The 21,474-nt window shown below is 34.0% G+C and carries 19 protein-coding genes; 15 read left to right on the forward strand and 4 right to left on the reverse strand.

Going from position 1 to position 21,474, the window contains the following annotated elements; all coding sequences use genetic code 11:
* Positions 1–5 precede the first annotated feature (5 nt).
* The 6 genes from porX to LY01_RS06055 all read left to right on the forward strand — a co-directional run bounded on the left by porX (position 6) and on the right by LY01_RS06055 (position 4,449).
* Positions 6–1,556 carry a T9SS response regulator signal transducer PorX gene (gene porX / locus LY01_RS06035; protein ID WP_104514930.1) on the forward strand — a complete coding sequence of 517 codons (1,551 nt, stop codon included), beginning with the start codon at positions 6–8 and terminating at the stop codon, positions 1,554–1,556.
* Between the two features lie 6 nt (positions 1,557–1,562).
* On the forward strand, positions 1,563–1,961 hold the full coding sequence (gene tsaE, locus LY01_RS06040) for a tRNA (adenosine(37)-N6)-threonylcarbamoyltransferase complex ATPase subunit type 1 TsaE (protein WP_104514931.1): 399 nt from the start codon (positions 1,563–1,565) through the stop codon (positions 1,959–1,961).
* 168 nt (positions 1,962–2,129) lie between these two features.
* Positions 2,130–2,291 (forward strand): hypothetical protein, encoded by a 162-nt coding sequence (locus LY01_RS15100; protein ID WP_170034529.1) that lies wholly within the window; start codon positions 2,130–2,132, stop codon positions 2,289–2,291.
* 68 nt (positions 2,292–2,359) lie between these two features.
* Positions 2,360–2,851 (forward strand): hypothetical protein, encoded by a 492-nt coding sequence (locus tag LY01_RS06045; protein ID WP_211289279.1) that lies wholly within the window; start codon positions 2,360–2,362, stop codon positions 2,849–2,851.
* 16 nt (positions 2,852–2,867) lie between these two features.
* Positions 2,868–4,067, forward strand: a complete 1,200-nt coding sequence (locus LY01_RS06050) for an alanine dehydrogenase (protein ID WP_104514933.1) — start codon at positions 2,868–2,870, stop codon at positions 4,065–4,067.
* Positions 4,068–4,074: 7 nt separating this feature from the next.
* Positions 4,075–4,449, forward strand: a complete 375-nt coding sequence (locus LY01_RS06055; RefSeq protein WP_104514934.1) for a hypothetical protein — start codon at positions 4,075–4,077, stop codon at positions 4,447–4,449.
* A gap of 11 nt (positions 4,450–4,460) precedes the next feature.
* Here the strand turns inward: LY01_RS06055 and LY01_RS06060 are convergent, their stop codons facing one another.
* Positions 4,461–5,633: a proline dehydrogenase family protein gene (locus tag LY01_RS06060; RefSeq protein WP_104514935.1), complete on the reverse strand. Its 1,173-nt coding sequence runs from the start codon at positions 5,631–5,633 to the stop codon at positions 4,461–4,463.
* 141 nt (positions 5,634–5,774) lie between these two features.
* Here LY01_RS06060 and aroB point away from each other — a divergent pair, with 141 nt between their 5' ends.
* The 3 genes from aroB to LY01_RS06075 all read left to right on the forward strand — a co-directional run bounded on the left by aroB (position 5,775) and on the right by LY01_RS06075 (position 7,519).
* Positions 5,775–6,839: a 3-dehydroquinate synthase gene (gene aroB, locus LY01_RS06065; RefSeq protein WP_104514936.1), complete on the forward strand. Its 1,065-nt coding sequence runs from the start codon at positions 5,775–5,777 to the stop codon at positions 6,837–6,839.
* Positions 6,840–6,919: 80 nt separating this feature from the next.
* Entirely contained in the window at positions 6,920–7,225 is a 306-nt protein-coding gene (locus LY01_RS06070; protein ID WP_104514937.1) for a hypothetical protein, read from the forward strand.
* 57 nt (positions 7,226–7,282) lie between these two features.
* Positions 7,283–7,519: an L-rhamnose/proton symporter RhaT gene (locus tag LY01_RS06075; RefSeq protein ID WP_104514938.1), complete on the forward strand. Its 237-nt coding sequence runs from the start codon at positions 7,283–7,285 to the stop codon at positions 7,517–7,519.
* Positions 7,520–7,608: 89 nt separating this feature from the next.
* Here LY01_RS06075 and sucC read toward each other — a convergent pair whose 3' ends face one another.
* A complete protein-coding gene (sucC, locus tag LY01_RS06080; protein ID WP_104514939.1) occupies positions 7,609–8,805 on the reverse strand; it encodes an ADP-forming succinate--CoA ligase subunit beta in 1,197 nt (398 codons plus the stop codon).
* 201 nt (positions 8,806–9,006) lie between these two features.
* Here sucC and lysA point away from each other — a divergent pair, with 201 nt between their 5' ends.
* Entirely contained in the window at positions 9,007–10,230 is a 1,224-nt protein-coding gene (gene lysA, locus LY01_RS06085; RefSeq protein ID WP_104514940.1) for a diaminopimelate decarboxylase, read from the forward strand.
* A 201-nt stretch (positions 10,231–10,431) separates the two neighbouring features.
* On the opposite strand, the gene LY01_RS06090 is transcribed toward lysA, so the two are convergent.
* Positions 10,432–15,072, reverse strand: coding sequence for a LamG-like jellyroll fold domain-containing protein (locus tag LY01_RS06090; protein ID WP_104514941.1), 4,641 nt, complete (start codon positions 15,070–15,072; stop codon positions 10,432–10,434).
* A 341-nt stretch (positions 15,073–15,413) separates the two neighbouring features.
* On the reverse strand, positions 15,414–16,640 hold the full coding sequence (locus tag LY01_RS06095) for a glycosyltransferase (RefSeq protein WP_104514942.1): 1,227 nt from the start codon (positions 16,638–16,640) through the stop codon (positions 15,414–15,416).
* A gap of 200 nt (positions 16,641–16,840) precedes the next feature.
* Between LY01_RS06095 and LY01_RS06100 the strand changes: the two genes are divergently transcribed.
* The 5 genes from LY01_RS06100 to lepB are packed head-to-tail and all read left to right on the forward strand — an operon-like array spanning position 16,841 to position 21,467.
* Positions 16,841–17,605, forward strand: coding sequence for a ParA family protein (locus LY01_RS06100; protein ID WP_104514943.1), 765 nt, complete (start codon positions 16,841–16,843; stop codon positions 17,603–17,605).
* A gap of 5 nt (positions 17,606–17,610) precedes the next feature.
* A complete protein-coding gene (locus LY01_RS06105) occupies positions 17,611–18,507 on the forward strand; it encodes a ParB/RepB/Spo0J family partition protein (RefSeq protein ID WP_104514944.1) in 897 nt (298 codons plus the stop codon).
* The gene (locus LY01_RS06110; protein ID WP_245890648.1) at positions 18,500–19,084 is read left to right on the forward strand and encodes a DUF5683 domain-containing protein; all 585 of its coding nucleotides are present in this window, start codon (positions 18,500–18,502) and stop codon (positions 19,082–19,084) included. The genes LY01_RS06105 and LY01_RS06110 overlap by 8 nt, the downstream gene beginning before the upstream one ends.
* Position 19,085: 1 nt before the next feature.
* The gene (dapB, locus tag LY01_RS06115; RefSeq protein WP_104514945.1) at positions 19,086–19,787 is read left to right on the forward strand and encodes a 4-hydroxy-tetrahydrodipicolinate reductase; all 702 of its coding nucleotides are present in this window, start codon (positions 19,086–19,088) and stop codon (positions 19,785–19,787) included.
* Between the two features lie 39 nt (positions 19,788–19,826).
* Positions 19,827–21,467, forward strand: a complete 1,641-nt coding sequence (gene lepB / locus LY01_RS06120) for a signal peptidase I (protein WP_104514946.1) — start codon at positions 19,827–19,829, stop codon at positions 21,465–21,467.
* Positions 21,468–21,474: the final 7 nt, after the last annotated feature.

Consider the following 21,474-nt stretch of genomic DNA (forward strand, 5'->3'; position numbering starts at 1 on the left):
ATGATATGGCAGAGATCAAAATACTATGGGTAGACGATGAAGTTGATTTACTCAAACCTCATATAATATTTTTAGAGAAAAAAGGATATACTATAGACACAAGAGTCAGTGGTACTGAAGCATTAGAAGCGATAGAAGAAAATAGATATGATTTAATTTTTCTAGATGAAAATATGCCTGGTCTTACTGGATTGGAGACTTTACATGAAATAAAAGAGAAGCAAGCGCAACTTCCTGTCATCATGATCACTAAAAGTGAAGAAGAATATATCATGGAAGAAGCAATAGGTTCTAAAATTGCAGATTATTTGATTAAGCCTGTAAACCCTAATCAAATATTACTTGCCGTTAAGAAGAATCTAGATCATTCTAGACTGGTTAACGATAAAACAACCAGCGACTACCAGAGAGAATTCCGTAAGATAGCTATGGACATGTCCATGATTAATAGTTATGAAGAATGGGTACAATTGTATCAAAGATTAATTTATTGGGAAATAGAACTGGAAGATGTAGATGATTCTGGAATGTTCGACATACTAACTGCTCAGAAGAACGAGGCAAATCAGCAGTTCTGTAAATTTATTGATAAGAACTATCCAGACTGGTTTGATGGTCATGAGAGTAACCCTACCTTGAGTCATGATTTATTTAAAAAGAGAGTTGTTCCACATCTTAAAGAAAAAGAGCCGGTTTTACTGGTAGTAGTAGATAACCTGAGGTATGATCAATTTAAGGTTTTTGAAAATTTAATTAATAACCATTACAAAAAACTGGAAGAGGAAGCCTACTGTTCTATTCTACCTACTGCTACTCAATATGCTAGAAATGCTATTTTTTCTGGATTGATGCCAGAAGACATGAAAAAACGTCATCCAGACTTATGGCTAGACGATACAGATGATGGCGGAAAAAACATGCATGAGAACGCTTTTCTTATCGCACAATTAAAAAGACTAGGCTTAAACATTAAGCACCAATACCACAAAATAACTAATGAAAACAATGGTCGCAAACTAGCAGATAACTTTAAGTCTCAAAAAGACAACGACCTAACTGTGGTCGTTTATAATTTTGTAGACATGCTATCTCATTCTAAAACAGAGATGGAAGTAATTAAAGAGTTAGCAAGTAATGATAAGAGTTACCGCTCATTAACATTGAGCTGGTTTAAAAACTCTCCCCTACTAGATATTATACAGAGAGGACAAGAATTAGGTTTTAAACTTATTCTTACTACCGACCACGGTACTATTAATGTAACGTCACCTAGCAAAGTTATAGGTGATAAGAATACAAGTTTGAATTTAAGGTATAAAACAGGTCGTAGTTTATCCTATGAATCAAAAGACGTACTAGCCGCAACAGACCCTAGCTCTATCAAACTACCTAAAATAAATATGAGCAGCAGTTTCATTTTTGCTAAGGGTGATTTATTCTTTGCCTACCCTAATAACTATAACCATTATGTAAGTTATTATAGAAACACTTATCAGCATGGTGGTGTATCACTAGAAGAGATGTTAATACCGTTTGCTGTTTATGAACCTAGATAGAAGAAAATGAAATATAAATTAGAAGAAATAGATCGTATCGCACGAGAGATTTTAAAAAGATCAAAATCAAAAGTAATTTTATTTGACGCACCTATGGGAGCAGGTAAAACTACATTGATAAAATCCGTTTGTCGAGAGCTAGGTGTAGAGGGAGAAATCACCTCTCCGACCTTTAGTATCGTTAATCAGCACTCTGGAAGAGAAAATAAAATTTATCATTTTGATTTATATCGAATAGAAAATACTAATCAATTGTTTGATATCGGTTTTGAAGATTATCTAGAAAATGATGCATTTTGTCTGATCGAATGGCCAGAAATATCGATTTCATTATTATCTGATTATCAGAAGGTAAAAATAAATATATTAGACCCTGAGACTAGAGAAATCACTTTTATTAATTAAAAAACTGTTAAAACAATGTAACTTTCGTAAGTAATTAACTATTCCTTTTGTCTAAAATAGGTGTTAGATAGAATAAAAAAGTGATTGAACGAAAAAACAAAAAAATGCTATTACCTTTTTGGATATCGTTTGTAAATTGCTGTCACTTATTTACTTAAACCTTACATTATGAACAACAAGTCAATCAAAGCGCTAGCATTATTAGCAATTTTCAGTGTTTCTCTAGCTGGTGCAGCGGTACAGTTTCAACCTGAAACTACCAAAGAAACTAAAAGTAAAAAAATCGAAAGAAAAATGATGGCAAAATTTAAACCGCCAGTTCACGGTTAAAATTTATTTGTTATTAAATAAAAAGCTCACTACATTTACTTGCAGTGAGCTTTTTTAATATACCTCTTATGACAAATAGCCGAATGCCTTCTAATAAAAAACATGCATTAACCTTAGGCAGTGTTATTGCTATAGTTATGGCTACCTTACCATATGTATTTTATTATTATGAAGCATTACCAGATTGGTTATGGGAAACATCTTTATTTAAAGCATTATCAACCTCATTTGAAGAAAACCAATTAATGGCGTCTTGGATATTATTTCAAAAAATCGTCCCGTTATTACTATTATTAATATGGTTTTTCACTTGTAAACACTGGTGGTATCACACCATTTTAATACCTATTAGTCTGTATACATTTCAATTATACACCCTTTTTGTCTCTGCTAATAGTTTTATTGACTCTGGAGAACTTTACTTTGTAGTCCCAGTTGTTATTTTTTCTCTATCCTTAACATATTTAGCTCGTTTAAAAATATTCGATAAAATACATGGTATCGATATAAGTGAAATAGAAGAAAGTGTCAAAAAACCTAGTGATCGCTGGTTCAAATAATAAATAATTTATTCTCATGCCTACTATCTCTACACCTTTTACTAAGGACCAACTCATACCGCAGGAAGAACGTCTTGAAATTAAGCGTACTAAAAAGGAGTTGTTTATAGGTATACCGAAGGAAACGCAACATCAAGAAAAAAGAATATGCTTAACTCCTGATGCCGTTGCCGCTATTTGTGCACATGGACATCGTATTATTATAGAAAAAGGAGCTGGAACTGCTAGTAATTTCTCTGACAAAGATTATAGCAACGCCGGAGCAAAAATCACTACAGATACCGCAAAAGTATTCTCCTGCCCTACTATTTTAAAGGTAGCACCTCCATCTCTAGAAGAAATAAAATTAATGAAACCGCAAACGGTTTTAATATCTGCTTTACAATTAAAAACACGCGATCAAAATTACTTTAATAAATTAGCTGAAAAGAAGATAACGGCTCTAGCCTATGAATTTATAACAGATGATGAAGGCAGATTTACTGCAGTTAATGCATTAAGTGAAATATCTGGTATCGCCTCGATTCTTCTAGCGTCAGAGCTTTTATCTACAGGAGAAAATAGTACAGGTCATCTCTTTGGCAATATTACAGGTGTTCCGCCCGTAGACGTCGTAATACTGGGTGCTGGTGTAGTAGGAGAATTTGCTGCTAGAACTGCCTTAGGATTAGGCGCTAGTGTAAAATTATTTGATAATTCTATATCTAAGTTACGTAACGTACAAAATAATATAAGCCAGCAGCTTTACACATCTACTATACAGCCTAAGTATCTTTCTAAAGCATTAAGACGTTGCGATGTTGCCATAGGAGCATTAAGCGGAGAGAATAGAACACCAGTCGTAGTATCCCAACCTATGGTAGAAAACATGAAAAAAGGTGCCATAATTATAGATGTAAGTATAGATATGGGAGGTTGTTTTGAGACCAGTGAAATTACCAGTCATGCACAACCTACCTTTAACAAATTAGGCGTTACTCATTACTGTGTTCCTAATATTCCCGCTAGATACTCAAAAACAGCCAGCATTGCGTTAAGTAACATATTCACACCGTATATACTCAACATGGCAGACGATGGCGGTATTGAGCATGCCATACGTATGGATAAAGGTCTTAAATGTGGTATTTATCTATATCACGGTATTGTAACTAATAAATCTGTAGGTGAATGGTATAATTTGCCATATAGCGACGTAAATTTGTTGATCTTTTAAACGAAGTATGAAATTTATACAAAGACTTGGATTTTACGGTGGTGGTTTTGCTATAGGAATAGTATTCTTACTCTTTTTTCTAACAGGAAAACGCACACAATGTACCTGGTTACCAGAAGATCGTGTTATCAACGACATACGTAAAAAGAATGCCATAAGATTCTCTCCAGAAATACGCACGATGTTAACCGATCGTAAACTAGATACACTTACCATTCAACTAATTTTAAAATATGGTAAAGTAGATTTTTCTAAATCAAATACCGATACCATACCCTGTAATTTCTACCACATCTCTGGTAGAGAAGAACTAGCAAACACTAGTTTATGGGTTAGAAATTGTGAACGATTTGTAAGAGTAGAAAAAGTTCTTAGTCAGTAAATGAATTAAGACTAAGAAATTCCTCTTCTTTTCATTTCTTGTTTTATTAAAGTAAGCTCTCTACCAGTCTGCCCTGCTACAGAGGTGTTTTCTTGTGCTCTTCTTATTAAGTAAGGCATCACATCTTCTATAGGACCGAATGGCAATATCTTAAACGTATTATGACCCAAAGCCGCAAGATTAAAGGTTAAGTTATCACTCATACCGTATAACTGACCGAACCACACATCTGTAGTATTAGGTTCAATTTCGTTCTCTGTGAGCACCTTCATAGCGTTTAAAGTACTCAGCTCATTATGAGTACCTATGCATAATTTAATAACATCTAGTCTATCTAGAATAAAATGCATCACGTTATTAAACATCTCGTCGGTTGCTTCTTTACTTTCACAAATAGGACTAGGATAGTTTTCCTGAGCAGCTCTATGACGTTCTTTTTCCATATATGCACCACGTACTATTTTTGCCCCTACTATGTAATTATGAGCCTTTGCATGTTCATAAAGCTCCATAATATACTCTAATCTATCATGACGGTAACACTGCACCGTATTATAGATATAAGCTTTACCATGGTTATATTTTTGCATCATCTCACCGATCAACTCATCTGCTGCATCCTGCATCCATGTTTCTTCACCGTCAAAAAGTAAAGAAATATCATTATCCACCGCTGTTTTACACAATAAATCTACTCGATTATATATGCGCTCCCACTCGGCTTGTTCATCTGGAGTTAGTACTTGATTCTCTGTTATTTTTTGCCATATGTAAAAACGTCCTATTCCAGTAGGCTTTACTACTTCAAAGGGTAAGGCATTATTCTCACTAGCCATATGAATTAAGGTAAGCTTCTTCCCTACCACTGCGTCAAAATCGGCCTCGTTCTCTTTTCCTTCTACAGAATAATCTAATATTGAACTCACCCCTTTTTCAAACATTTTACCAACTAAAGGCATACACTCTTCGTCTGTCGTACCACCGCAAAATTGTTGAAAAACAGTATCTCGTATAATACCTTTTACAGGTAAGTGCCATTTTAAGGCAAGCATGGTAGCCTTAGAACCCAAATTCACTAACCAGGGTTTTGACATAGAACTGAATATAAAATGTGCTTTCTTTAGATCTTTATCAGATTTTAAAGAAAAGGCATTTGCCGTATTGTTAAAAGGATTTTCATTCATGTGGCAAATATAATTCCGAAATCGATTTAGTTAATCATATAGATGGTACTTTTGATAATTCTTAGTAAAGAGATTAAATAATTATTTATATTTCGCTTTCGCGAAAGCGGAATCACCACAATATCACAATACTATCATTTAATGAATTCTATAACAAACTCATCTTACAGCATACATTTTAAGGAAGAATCTTATATACAACTCAATAAATTTATAGCAAAGAAGAAACCTAGCTGTATTTTTATTCTTGTAGACGAGAATACGATGCAAAATTGCTATCCGGTTTTAATGCCTCAAATAGAAACTGAAGCACGTATAGAAATCATAGAAGTAGATGCTGGTGAAGAATTTAAAAACATAGAAACATGCACTGGTGTATGGAACGCAATGATAGAACTGGGTTGCGATAGAAATAGTCTAATGATTAACTTAGGTGGTGGCGTCATTACAGATCTAGGTGGTTTTATAGCCGCAACTATTAAAAGAGGAATTTCTTTTATTCACATACCTACTACTGTTTTAGGAATGGTAGATGCAGCTATAGGTGGAAAAAATGGTGTGGACATAGGACATCTTAAAAATCAAATAGGTGTTATTGTACCACCAGTTATGACTTTAATAGATTCTACTTATTTAAATACTCTGGATAATAGACAGTTGCTCAATGGTTCTATCGAGATGTTTAAACACGGACTCATTGCAGACCGTGATTACTGGAAAAACATGAAAGACGTAGGTGCAGATTATTATTCTGTAACGTTTGATAAACTTATTCATCAAAGTGCAGTTATTAAAAGTGATGTAGTAAAAAGCGACCCTTTTGAAAAAGGACCACGCAAAGCACTTAATTATGGTCATACTATAGGTCACGCTATAGAATCTTTCTGTTTATCGAGCGACAGTCATGACTCTCTATTACATGGAGAGGCGATTGCAGCTGGACTGTATCTAGAATCTTACCTAAGTAATTTACACGCAGGCCTGTCTGACACGGATTTTGCCGAAATTGGAGACTGGTATAAAAGTCTGAAAATGAATCTTAACTTTAGCCCGCAGGATATTGAGAACATGCTAGAGTTAATGACTCATGATAAAAAGAATGTAAATGGCGAGATACGTTTTGTTCTTATAGACACAATAGGTTCTTTTATAACCGACCAGACAGTACCAGAAATAGATGTTATCAAAAGTTTCAGCCTGCTGTAAAGTTTAACAATAACTTCATTTTACAGCTTAGTAAATTATCAAAAATGATATAATTTAGATTTACCTAAAATGATATGGTAATGAGAAATATTATTGTTGATTATAAAAAACTAACTCCAGAGCTTCTTGCTTTACTTGTAGAGAAATACCCTGATGGCTATGGTGATGACGATGTGATTACTTTTAAGAATCATAAATATGAAACCATAGAAGCTGTAGAAGTTCTTACAGAAGATACCAAGTATCTCGTAAAGATTTCAAAACGCTTATCCATGCAAATGGAATCCTTTGACGAAGAAGACTATTCTGATAGAGACATGTCAGACCCTGATGCGTTACCAGAAATAACCGCTGACGATCTTAAAAAAGTTGAAGAAAACCTCTAAAAATTATTAAAAAAAAAAAGATCTCTTTTTATTATATTTGGAAAAACTAATTCTAAAATGGAGAATAAAAAACATTATAGAAAAGCTTTACTGATCATAATTCTAGTTAGTTTTTTATTAGGTAGCCTTTTTTACATGAGTAATATCAATTTTCAATTAGAATACTTCAATTGGAAACAATATATGGGTATGATGTTCTTTATGGGTGTTCCTATCACCATAACCGGAATCATTACTATCTATATGTCTAGAAAAGCATTGATAAATAGAAAACAAGATGACACTATTAAATAGCTAGTAATTTTCTTAAATGATTAGAACGCATAAAAAATCCCCTTAAGGCTATCGCTTTAAGGGGATTTTTAATAATATCTATATGATAATTACTTAGCTAGTACAGCCTGTACTTTATCTGCAGCTTCTTGAAATTCAACAGCACTTTGTACATCCATACCACTGTTGTCTATTAATTCCTTAGCGATTTCTGCATTAGTACCTTGTAATCTCACGATCAATGGTACATTCATAGCATCACCCATATTTTTATAAGCATCTACGATACCTTGCGCTACACGGTCACATCTTACAATACCACCAAAGATGTTTACAAGAATAGCCTCTACTTTATCATCTTTAAGAATGATACGGAAAGCCTCTTCAACACGTTTAGCATCTGCAGTACCACCTACATCTAAGAAGTTTGCAGGTTCTCCACCAGCTTGCTTGATAAGGTCCATTGTTGCCATAGCAAGTCCAGCACCATTTACCATACAACCTACGTTACCATCTAGATCTACGTAGTTTAATCCTACCTCTCTAGCTTCTACTTCTGTTGCATTTTCTTCTCTAACATCTCTTAATGCCTCAAGATCTTTGTGACGGAATAAAGCATTTTCATCTAGAGTGATTTTACAATCTACTGCGATGATAGTATTATTAGAAGCTTTAAGAACTGGGTTGATTTCAAACAAAGCAGAATCTGACCCTAAGTAAGCATTGTATAAAGAGTTAACAAACTTTGTCATTTCTTTAAACGCTTTACCGCTTAATCCTAAGTTAAAAGCAATACGTCTTGCTTGAAAACCTTGAAGACCATGTGCAGGATCGATAGTTTCTGTAAAGATTAAATGCGGAGTTTCCTCAGCTACAGTTTCTATATCCATTCCACCTTCTGTAGAATACATGATCATATTTTTACCTTGTCCACGATCTAAAAGTACAGACATATAGAATTCTTCTATTTCTGCCTCTCCTGGTTCGTATACATCTTCTGCAACAAGAACTTGGTGAACTCTTTTACCTTCAGCCGTAGTCTGAGGAGTAACAAGGTCCATTCCTATAATCTGTCCAGAGATTTCTTTTACTTGATCAAGGTTTTTTGCTAGCTTTACACCACCACCTTTACCACGTCCACCTGCGTGTACTTGTGCTTTGATAACGTGCCATCCAGTACCAGTTTCTTCAGTTAATTCTTTTGCAGCAGCTACTGCCTCGTCTGCAGTTGTTGCTACTTTACCTCTTTGTATAGTTACACCATAACTAGCGAGAATTTCTTTTCCTTGATATTCGTGAAGATTCATAAATGTTCTTTAATGTTCAATTTAAGTCTAGCAAAAGTAAGAAAGTGAACCTTGAATTTGAAACAAATCCTTCTAAAAGAATTCTTATTTTATAGATATTCCTCAATTATGCACAAGTATCTTATAATAAATGGAATTTTTAAGAAAATATTGACTTTTAATTCCTCTAGTCTATTACTTTTGTGGGCTTAATTTTTTAACATGAATAATCAAGATTTATTAAACATAGCCCGAGAACACGGTAGTCCGGTTTATGTCTATGATGCAGAGGTCATTGTAGCACAGTATCAACGTTTAGTTTCTGCCTTTGATAAGGCTAAGAATCTAAGAATACATTATGCTGTAAAAGCGCTGTCTAACATCTCTATCTTGAAACTTTTTAAACAGTTAGGCGCTGGACTCGATACCGTGAGTCTACAAGAGGTAGAATTAGGTCTGGCCGCTGGTGTAGACCCTAAGAAAATTATTTTTACTCCTAACGGTGTATCACTAGAAGAAATAGAAAAGGTTGCAGAAAAAGGCGTACAAATAAACATCGATAACCTTTCTATACTAGAACAATTCGGTTCTAAGCATCCTAACACACCTGTTTGTGTAAGGATAAATCCACACGTTATGGCTGGTGGAAATGCAAATATTTCTGTGGGTCACATCGATAGTAAATTTGGTATATCCATTCATCAAATACCACACATCCTACGCATTGTAGAAAACACAGGTATGAATGTAAATGGTGTGCACATGCATACTGGTAGCGATATTCTAGATATAGGTGTATTTCTATATGCAACAGAAATTCTTTTTGAAACTGCTGCAAAATTTAAGGATTTAGAATTCATAGATTTTGGTAGTGGATTTAAAGTACCTTATAAAGAAGGTGATGTTTCTACAGATATTGAAGATCTAGGAGCTCAATTAAGTGAGCGTTTTAATAAATTTTGTAAAGAATACGGCCGTGATATTACCATGGCTTTTGAACCAGGAAAGTTTTTAGTTAGTGAATCTGGTCAGTTTCTTGCACAGGTCAATGTTGTAAAACAGACCACATCTACTGTATTTGCAGGGATAGACTCTGGATTTAATCATTTAATAAGACCTATGTTATATGGTTCTTACCATGGTATAAGAAATATTTCTAACCCAGATGGTAAGAATAGATTCTACAGCATTGTGGGATATATTTGTGAAACAGACACATTTGCAAACAACCGCCAGATAGCTGAAATTACTGAAGGTGATATTCTTTCATTCTCTAACGCTGGTGCTTATTGTTACTCCATGGCTAGTAATTACAACTCTAGATATAGACCTGCCGAGGTACTTTGGTACAATGGTAAATCACACGTTATTAGAGAGCGTGAGACCATGGCAGACATTCTGAAAGGACAGGTTCAGGTTAACTTTGAAGAATCTGTTACAGAATAACGTTACAGTTTCATTTATACTATTAAAGCTCGGTTCATAGAATCGAGCTTTTTTTGTGTTCCGCTTTCGCGAAAGCGGAATTATAACGACTAAAACTCAATTAAATACATACCAGATCGTACTACCTTTTAAAAGTTTGTATAAAAAAAGTCTGTGTTATTGTAAACACAGACCTTTTAATTCATCAAGCGAGTTAATCGTTTATTTAATAATTACCTTTTTAGTAACTACTCCTAGATTGGTATTCATTTTTATAAGATAATTACCACTAGCTATTTGTGATACATCCAATTTAAGGACACCCATTTTTCCAGTCATGTCATATGTTCTTACTTGCTGGCCCAGCATATTGATTAAGTATAAATCACTTATTTCTATTTCTACAGGCTTTTTAATGTGCACCTCAGTAACATGATTAGGAGTAAACACCACAAGATCTGTTTCATCTAGTTGTTCTAATTCATTGCTCAAAGTTTCTGGTAATGTAAACACTACAGAAAACCTGTCTTCATAAGTACCAGCAGTTAATACTGGACTTGTGTAATCGCCGTTCATTAAGTTTACATACGTATTTAAAACATTATCCCTAATAAAAATATTTTGAGTAGGTAATACATTAAGTAAATCATCTATGGTAATACTAAAGTTACTATCATCTTTTAATTTAATAAATAACGGTAACGCTGCTCCGTTCTCAATAGATGGCACTCCTTGTATGGTAAGTTTATCTGTGTTTACTATCCAGGACATATCATCTATTTGCTCATCTAACAGTCTACCATCATAACCTCTATCTACTTGATAAGTAGTCAAAGAATCTACCGTAAGCAATAGCTGTCTGTGAATTAAGTTAGAAGAGTCAAAACCTAATCTTATCTTTAATCTAGTATCTCTTGATGTGTTGATAGCACCATCGCTAAGAATAGGGTCACTACCTGGTGCAGCTACAAATATACTCTCTCCGTCAGATTCTTTTTCAAATTCTCGTTGGCCGTTTCTAAATCTAATTTGTCCACCATCGTTAATACCAGTTACAAAGAACCCCTGACCTACTGGTATGTATCGTTTAGGCAATTTAGTCGGGACACCACCTTGATTTACATCTGGATTAGAAGTTCCAAAAGTCGCATTACCTACACCTCCAGAATAGTTATAAGTGGCATAACCACCTTGATAACTGGCTAAAATATGAGTGTCACCACCCCAATGTTCCCAAAAATAAACTGTTCCATCTGTATCTGGATTATCTGAAATAAAATCATGAGCATCCAAAGCACTAGGATATGGATTACCGATTAAATAATCATTTCCATTATCTATGTCAAGGTTTATATCTCCATTATTAGGCTTACCTACAAAAATGTAGTTCTGTATAGGACCTGAGGCTCCGGTTCCTTTCATAGTCCAACCTTCTCCTGCTAGCTGAATTCCTGTAGGACCAGCATACTCCCAGTTTGCATAGGTATTACTAGTAGTATTACCATATTTATACAACCATCTACCTGAAATGGTAGCAGCAACTGATGCGGTACCAGGTGCACCATCTCTAACTCCTGTACCAGTAAAGGTTATATCTCTAGGATTATCGATTAAAGTACCATCTTTAAGAACACTAGCAATATCAAAACCATTATTGTTAACTCCATCAGTAATAATACTCACTGGTGATGTCCAATAGTTATAATCATACGTATTAGAAGTACCTTGTTGATCTATTTCTATCTTACCTGTAGTAGATGGTATCAAATCACTATCTCTACTTTGAACTAGTTGAGACTCTCCTTGTAAATCGATAAAGCCATCTAAAGTCAAAATATGAGAAACAATTATTGCTCTATCATTATCTGTAGATAACTTACCTGTACTGCTTACATCTAATCCTAGAAACTTATAGTTCTTATTATCGGCAACCATTTCATGATCTACCTCTACTATATTCCAATTAATTACTTTGTTAACGCCATTAATAACTCTTCTTGCACCTGGTACAAAATTAACACTACCATTAACCCAACTACTATCATTATTCCAATTACCGTCTGTAGTAGTAATATATGGTAATGGTGCTGTTTGCTCATTAATACTAAAATTATCTGGCTGTATTAAACTACCTCTATGTCCATTACCAGACGCATCATTTAAGTGAGTACCTATATAAGTATTCATATTAAAATAAGCCTCTAGATCTGTCCATAACATTCCAGAGATATCATTTCTAGTTATAGTTTCTGGTATGACAGAACCTTTTATCCCTGTGCCGCTTTTCTCTAGTTCCTGATTCATTATAAAGCGTAATTCTCTTTGAGTAATACTATTTGAAAATATTCTAATTTCATCTAGACTACCTGAAAAATTATCTACGATAGTATTCTTATCTACATATCTAGATCCGATACAAAATCTTGAATCATTATTTATAGGACTAAGAATATCTTGAGTTATGTCTAAAACGCCATCTATATAAATGTTTGCTGTGCTTCCCGCATAGGTAAAGGTTACATATCTCCATACATTGTTAGAAAGTGCTGTATTTGACATTATGGTAGAAACACCATTATGCGTCATAGCAACACGATTATCATCAGTAAGATAGAAATGATACCCATCTACACCGTTTGCTCTTTTAGAAACAATGGTTTTATTAGTATTACTATCGTTAGACCCATTAGTATTAACCCAAGCAGATATAGAATAATTACCAGTAAATTCAACCTCGTCATCCATTGCTACATAATCATCAGAACCGTCGAACAAGATATCTCTAGGCTCAATTACTTCGTGTGCAACACCGAATTTCACGAACTTAACATTATCAAAATCATGATAAGCCTCTTGATTTGCGCCTACAGTCTTCAAAAACTTAGTTTCAATATTTGTGGTAAAATCTTTATCGTCTGCAATAATCATAACATAAGCATCATTACCGACTAATGCTGGTAAAGAAGCTAAACCTGCAGTAGAAACAGAAATTTTAACCTCTGGTATATCGTTAGCATTTTGTGAAATTTCCTTAAACTTCCAGGTACGTTCTGTTACATCTGTAAATGTAGTTACTAGGCTAGGTCCCAAATTTACTTCTAGAGGACTAGGTAATGCATTTAATGTAGAAATGGTACTACCCCACATTAAGAAATCTCCGCTATCTTCAAACGTATTAGGGTTATTATGGTTAGTGTCATATATATCACCTAATCCTATGGTGATAAAAGTATTAGGGTCAATACTTTTTGCCTGTTTTTGATTTAAAACATTACAGTCATCGCGACCTATACCGGTGACATTATAAGTAAAACCTGGGTGTAAAGTACTATTCCATAGATCATTACCATCAGAGTCTACATAAAAACCAGGCACATGTGGTAGACCTAGAGTCGTGTCAGGAAATAAACCTAGAGTTATACCAAATTTCATGGCTAGATAAGATTCTATACGCTTGCGGTCTACATCTGACTTACGCTCTGAATAGGACATTATTTCAAGAATATCTCCTGTATAACTAGGTCCAAAAAACTCTGACCTACCTAACCAATATCTTGAATTTAAAATATTATTGAAAGTGGCAAGATTTACTTCTTCTGAGAGAGATGGGTCTAAAGTTGCTCCCAAGTCTACACCATCCAGATATAAATCCATAGCATCTCCAGCTGCATTTAAACGAGCGTTAAAAATAACAGGTCGATCATAAACTAATGTTGGATGTATAATGGCTTTACCATATTTGCCCTGTGCTCCTTGATTGTAGGCTACAATATCTTTAGAGGCTCCATATCGTGCAGAAGTATCATTAATTGAAACTCCAGTAATATCTTGATTTTGATCGTCTGAAGTATAGTCATCTCCTAAAAAAACATCTTCTGTAGCTCTTGCTGCACTAATAGTAGCAGTAGGATTTATAACTAAATAAATGTCTTTATTAAAAAAGCCAGATTTCCCAAACATAGACTTTGTTCCATCAAAAGATACTACAGGGTTAAAATTTGTATTATTAGCGACATTATCGTGGTAAGTAGGTTCGCTACCGTTAGTAGACTTGGCGTTAGTCCACTCTGCACTAATATTAGAAACAGGGACTAGTGTAGCACTATTAGTCCATTCACTAACTAAATCACCATCTGACAGACTATTCAATGTTTCTGCATTTAGCCATAATTCTAAATCTTCTTGGATTCCAGAACCACAAGCAGAATAATTATGATTTAATTGAGGATAACCAGTAATTTTAAAATTATCAAAAGCTACACCTACATTTTGAAAACTACCGTTACTATCAAAATTGACACGAAAGTGGACGGCAGATTGATCATCAAAGGCTTGAGAAGGCAAGTCTATTGATGCAGTAAACCAACCACTGCTATTTCCTTGCCAAACACTACGATTAACAGTTGCACCTGAAACAATAAAAGACCTAGAAGTATTATACCAATTAATAGCTTCATCATTTATTTTCCCTAATTTATGCCAGTTTACTCCATTATCATTGGTATACTCTATCTCCATTCCATCGTTAGTAAATGTATTTATGCTAATGTCTAACGATAAAATCAATCTTTCGTAACCTGTTAAATCAATATTAGGCGATGTGGTAGAGATATTTGTATTGTTATTATAAAGACCAGAATTCATTCCTGTAAATTGATAACTAGTTATGCCACCAGCATGAGAACCAGTTGTACCTCTTTGAAAAGGTAAACCGCTAACTGTTTGGTAAGTCCATGCACTGTCTCCTAACCCTGTAGTAAAATCTGCATTAAAAACAGTGATCTGTCCATATGCAGGTATCGCAAGGATTATCAGTAATCCTAATAGAAAACTTTTCTTTTTATTGAGTAATTTTTTAATCATATCCCTATACTTTAAAACAAGTCAACAAGTATAAATAATCGATGAACTACAAAAAAGCATTTCATTATGCTATGCATACACAATAATCAACTACCTTACCTAAAACACTGTATAACAGCAATATAGTTTAAATTTAATTTTAAATATTCAGTTAAAAATACGTTTTTCATCGATAAAATGAGTAATAGTTAAGTTTTTATACGGTAAAACCTATTGTTAATTTTCCCTTTTTAAGTGAATAAAGAGAATGTATTACTCTCAAAAAGCATATAAAACGACATACCGTTTTAATTATCGATGAAATACGTAGTGGTTAATCAATTGTAAAAACAACACCATAATTAATAAGAATTATTCTTTAAATCGATCCATTTAGAAAGGTATTTGTAACGAGAATTTGAATGAAAATTTAGCATTTTTATAAAAAAATCATCCTTGCTTGATAAATCATTATTAACATTTGTTAAACTAGATATTTTAAATAATAACGCTTTCGCGAAAGCGGAATGGGAATAATTATTTTCTAAAATTCTTGAAGAACTATCGCTTAACTCATGCCATTTTCTAGGATTTTGATACAAGCTTATCACTTTACCTACATAAGCATCTATATCGTCCTCGGTAAAACCAAATTCTTGCTTACCATTAAACATTCCTTCGGCTGCTATTTGTGACATTGCTACTGGTGTAGCGGCATGCAAAGCGTCAAATATCTTACCCTTCAAACCTGCACCAAAACGTAATGGAGCTAATAACAATCGATATTCCTGCAGTGTTTTAATAGCATTTGTTGCAAAACCTTTAACTATAAAACCTTGCTTAAGGTTGTGTAATTGTTCTATGCTTTGATTTTGATAAGCACCGTAAATATGTACTTCTACATCTGGTAATTGCTTTCTAATCTGTGGCCATATCTCATTTTTAAGATACAAGATAGAATCATAATTAGGTTGATGGAGAGAATTACCTATCATCACAACATTAGATCTCTCGTTAAAAGATTTAGGTAAAGAGGTTTTTAATTTATCAGCCTTATATAAGAAAGGAATGTAAACTAGTTTATTTACCGGTATGTCAAAACTGTTTATCAAAACATCATGCTCTACCTTTGATATGATTATACTAAGATCACAGCGATAAATAGCTGCAATTTCTCTTATGGCAGCATCATTATAAAAACTAACATCAGTCCCATTTTTAACAGCTACTTCCCTAGCCTTTCTTAAAAAATGTAAATCTTCTGTATCTAGAATATGTAAAGTATCTGGACTGTTATCTTTTACTCGCCAGCTGTATTGCTCTTCGGTCATGAAGCGATCATATAACACTATATCAGGTCTTAATTCCTTTATATATTGATCAAAACTAGAGTCATTAAGCAAGATCTCTTTTTCAATAATATCTAAGGCTCCTAAATCTACAGAGTATGCCGATTTAAATCCTGCGCAACTAAAAATAACTTGATAACCATCTTCTTGAAAAACCTCTAATAACTGTAATATTCTATATCCTGCAGCAGTGGTTTGCGGTTCTGGCCAGTTTTTACCTATTACTAGTAGTTTTTTCATTTTACAAAGTTAGTTCTTAAGGAGAACTAGTGCGATAAAAGTTAAAATGTATATTTTCAAAATTACATTCTAGAGCTCAAAATCAATGAAATAACGATTTCTATTCTTTATTGTTGAAAAGCAAACTACCTAAAAGAAGATTATTGATAAAAATCCGCTGTAAAATATTTACTTTAGCGTTTTAAAATCATAAAGATTCCATGGGTAAAATAATTGCTATAGCAAATCAAAAAGGTGGCGTAGGTAAAACAACTACAGCAGTTAATCTTGCAGCATGTCTAGGAGTATTAGAAAAGAAAGTATTGTTAATAGATGCAGATCCGCAGGCTAATGCTACTTCTGGACTAGGCTTAGACGTTGAAGAAATAGAACAAGGTACTTACCAACTTATTGAAAACTCTGTCCCTGCCGCAGACCTAGTGTTACAAACAGAATCTCCTAATGTAGATATTATACCTGCTCATATAGATCTAGTGGCTATAGAAATAGAACTAGTAGACAAAGAGAGTCGTGAATACATGATGCGTACAGCACTTGCTAGCATTCAAGATAACTATGACTATATTATTATAGACTGTGCTCCTTCACTAGGATTATTAACTTTAAATGCCCTTACTGCTAGTAATTCTGTTCTTATACCTATTCAATGTGAATACTTTGCACTAGAAGGTCTAGGTAAATTATTAAACACAGTAAAAAGTGTACAGAAAATCCATAATACAAATTTAGATATAGAAGGTCTATTACTAACTATGTACGACAGCAGGTTAAGGCTTTCTAATCAGGTAGTAGAAGAAGTAAATCAACATTTTGAAGGATTAACTTTTAAGACAATCATTCAACGTAATGTGCGTTTAAGTGAAGCACCTTCTTATGGTGAGAGCATTATTAATTATGACGCATCTAGTAAAGGATCTGAGAATTACCTGAGCCTTGCTAATGAACTTATACAGAAAAACGCTTAAGCAAAATGGCCAAAGCAACTAAAAAACAAGCGCTAGGAAGAGGATTATCTGCTCTTTTAAAAGACCCTAGCAACGATATTAAATCTACTGCAGATAAAAATGCAGATAAGATAGTAGGTAACGTGATCGATCTTCCATTGAAGGATATCGACATGAACCCTTTTCAACCTAGAACTAGTTTTAATGAAGAGCAACTTAAAGAGCTGGCTTCTTCTATTAAAGAACTAGGTGTTATACAACCTATTACAGTACGTAAGAAAGGTTTTGGTAAATATGAACTAGTTTCTGGAGAACGTAGATGTCGTGCTTCTAAGTTATTAGGACTAGAAACTGTACCAGCATATGTACGTCTAGCAAACGATCAAGAATCACTAGAAATGGCACTGGTAGAAAATATCCAGCGTCAGGATTTAGATCCTATTGAAATAGCTCTTTCTTATCAAAGATTAATTGAAGAAATAGATCTTACACAAGAGCAAATGAGTGAGCGTGTAGGAAAATCTAGAAGTGCTATTGCAAACTACTTGCGCCTTTTAAAGTTAGACCCTATCATTCAGACAGGTATGAGAGATGGTTTTATCTCTATGGGACATGGACGTGCTTTAATCACTATAGACAGTCTGGACCAACAGCTAGATATATATCAAAAGGTATTGAGTGGTGGTCTTTCTGTAAGAGAAACTGAAAAAATGGTTAAGGAGTCTAAAACGGACTCGCTTCCGCGAAAGCAGACTAAAACGAAGTCCCTGCCAGAAAATATATCTCAAAAAACATCTGAGCTTAATTCTTTACTAGACACAAAAGTTACTACGACTATGTCAAGCAGTGGTAAAGGAAAAATTACTATTAACTATGCTTCTAAAGCGGACTTTGAACGCATTGTAAAGTTAATCAATGAGTAAATACATAATTTACATAATACTTTTTATAGGCTTTGCTGGATTTGCACAAACACAGCCAGATCCTAACCCTAATTTTGGTCCATTACTTGTGGCACAGGATAGTGTTGCCACTGTATATGATGCAAACCGACCTGCAAAAGCTGCTTTTTATAGCGCTATTGTGCCAGGTTTAGGTCAGGCATACAATAAGAAGTATTGGAAAGTACCTCTTGCCCTAGCTGCAGTAGGTATTCCTATTTATGTGTATACAGTTAATGATAAAGAATACAATCGTTTAAGAGATGCTTTTAGAATACGTCTAGCTGGTGGTACAAATGATGAGTTCTCTAATGCAGACGGAACTCCCATAATAACTACAGAAGGGCTAGAAAGAGCGCAAAGAACCTCACAACGTAATAAAGAATTAAGCCTTTTAATTACAGCAGGTCTATATGTATTGCAAATAATTGATGCAAACGTAGACGGGCATTTGAGCCAGTTTAGTGTAGATCGTAATTTAACTTTTCTACCTTATATGGATTACAACACACTAGCTATAGGTAACACCTACGGATTTAATCTCACCTATAATTTTTAATATGAAAATTGCATTATTAGGATATGGTAAAATGGGTAAAACCATTGAAAAAATAGCTCTAGAAAGAGGACATACTGTGGTTACTAGAATAGGTCGCAATGACTCTATGGAAGACATCACAAAGGCAGATGTTATTATAGAGTTTACTAGTCCAGAAAGCGTAATGAATAACCTCAAATATCTTATTCCTACTCAAATACCTATTATTTGCGGTACTACTGGGTGGAATGAAAATTTAGGCGAGGTAACTGATATGATTAAAGAACATAAATCAAGTATGGTTTATGCGTCTAACTTTAGTCTAGGAGTTAATATTTTCTTTGAACTTAATAAAAAACTTGCCGCAATGATGAGTCAGTTCAAAGAATATGATGTTAAGATGCAAGAAATCCATCATACAGAAAAGAAAGATGCGCCTAGTGGTACGGCTATAACTTTATTTGAAGGACTAGCAAAAAGCGTAAGCAAAGAAAACTGGCATTTAGGAACAGATCTCAAAGAAGATTCTGTTTCAATTGAAGCTTTGAGAGAAGAAGATGTCAAAGGAACTCACAGCGTTACCTATCAAAACGAAATAGATAGTATAGAAATAACTCACACCGCACATACTAGAGATGGTTTTGCATTAGGTAGTGTTATAGCTGCAGAGTGGATTATTAATAAAAAAGGAATTTACACAATGAAAGATGTTTTAGGGTTATAATAATCTCTACAACTATCTATCATACTACAATATAACAATATGAATTGGACAGAATGGTTAATCGTATTTATCTTAATCCAGTTAGTTCACGGATTAGGAACCTGGAAAATGTATGTCGCTGCAGGTTTTAAAGCATGGCAAGCATTTGTACCTGTATTTAATGCGGTTACATTAATGAAAATAATGAATAGACCATGGTGGTGGACTATTTTACTTTTCTTACCGGTAGTAAACCTTTTAATGTTTATAGTTATATGGGTAGATACCTTGAGATCCTTTGGTTACAATAAAGCGATAGATACGACTCTAGGAGTGGTGACTTTTGGTTTTTATATCTATTACATCAACTACACGCAACCACTTAATTATATACATGATAGAAGTTTAGACCCTAGAACTAGTGCTGGAGAATGGACTAATTCTATTCTATTTGCAGTAATAGCAGCAACTATAGTTCACACCTATGTAATGCAACCATTTATTATTCCTACTTCTTCATTAGAAAAAACATTGCTTACAGGTGATTTTCTTTTTGTAAGTAAATTCCATTACGGTGCTAGATTACCTATGACTCCTATCGCCGCACCTATGGTACACGATACCATTCCTGTCTTAGGAGTAAAAAGCTATCTAGCAAGACCACAGTTACCATACACTAGAATACCTGGTTTTCAAAAAATAGAACGCAATGACATCGTGGTATTTAACTATCCTACAGATACCATTAATTCTTATCCTAATGACGATGGTAAATACCATTACAAACCTATTGATAAGAAATCTAATTATGTAAAGAGATGTGTTGCTATAGCTGGTGATACCATGTCTATGAAAGATGGTGTTATATACATTAATGGTGAAGAACTTATTTTACCAGAACGTGCCAGACCACAGCATATTTATAGCGTAATCACAACAAGATTAGATCTTATGGCAGATCAAGCTTATATGATCGAGAAATATGATATAACTGAAAACATATATCAGCCAGATAGAGATGCTAATCCTAACAAACTACAATTAACAGCAACAGATAAAGCCATCGAGCAGCTTACTAAGGATGGTATTATCACGTCTGCCGAAATGCGAAATCAAGAACTAGCAACACCTTATCGCAAAGATTTAAGAGACCGCAATGACATATCTACTATATACAATAAGCCCAATGCTTTTCCATATGATGGTAGATTATCTAACAATAATGATGACCGCGATCCATTTTTAATTCCTGCCGAAGGTATGACCGTAGACATCGACTACAAAAACATCTCTTACTTTGAGAGAATCATTGAAGTTTATGAAGGTAGTGAGATGAATATCTTTAACGATATAACTCTTAAAGGAAATAAAGTGTTACTAAATGGCCAGCCTCTTACCTCTTATACATTTAAGCAAGATTATTACTGGCTCATGGGTGATAATCGTGATAATAGTCTAGATAGTAGATTCTGGGGTTATGTACCATTTAATCACGTAGTTGGTAAACCAGTATTTGTATGGATGAGTTATGACGGTAATAAATCATTTACGTCTGCATTTAGGTTTGAAAGAATGTTTACTACAGTAAATGGATCTGGACAGCCTACTTCTTACTTAGTTTATTTCTTAGTAGTATTAGGTGGTTACTTTGTGGTTAAAAAGATCATGAGTAATAAGAAAAAGAATCAGGAAAACTCTTAATAATCTA

The sequence above is a fragment of the Nonlabens xylanidelens genome (assembly GCF_002934445.1).
Classification (GTDB): Bacteria; Bacteroidota; Bacteroidia; order Flavobacteriales; family Flavobacteriaceae; genus Nonlabens; species Nonlabens xylanidelens.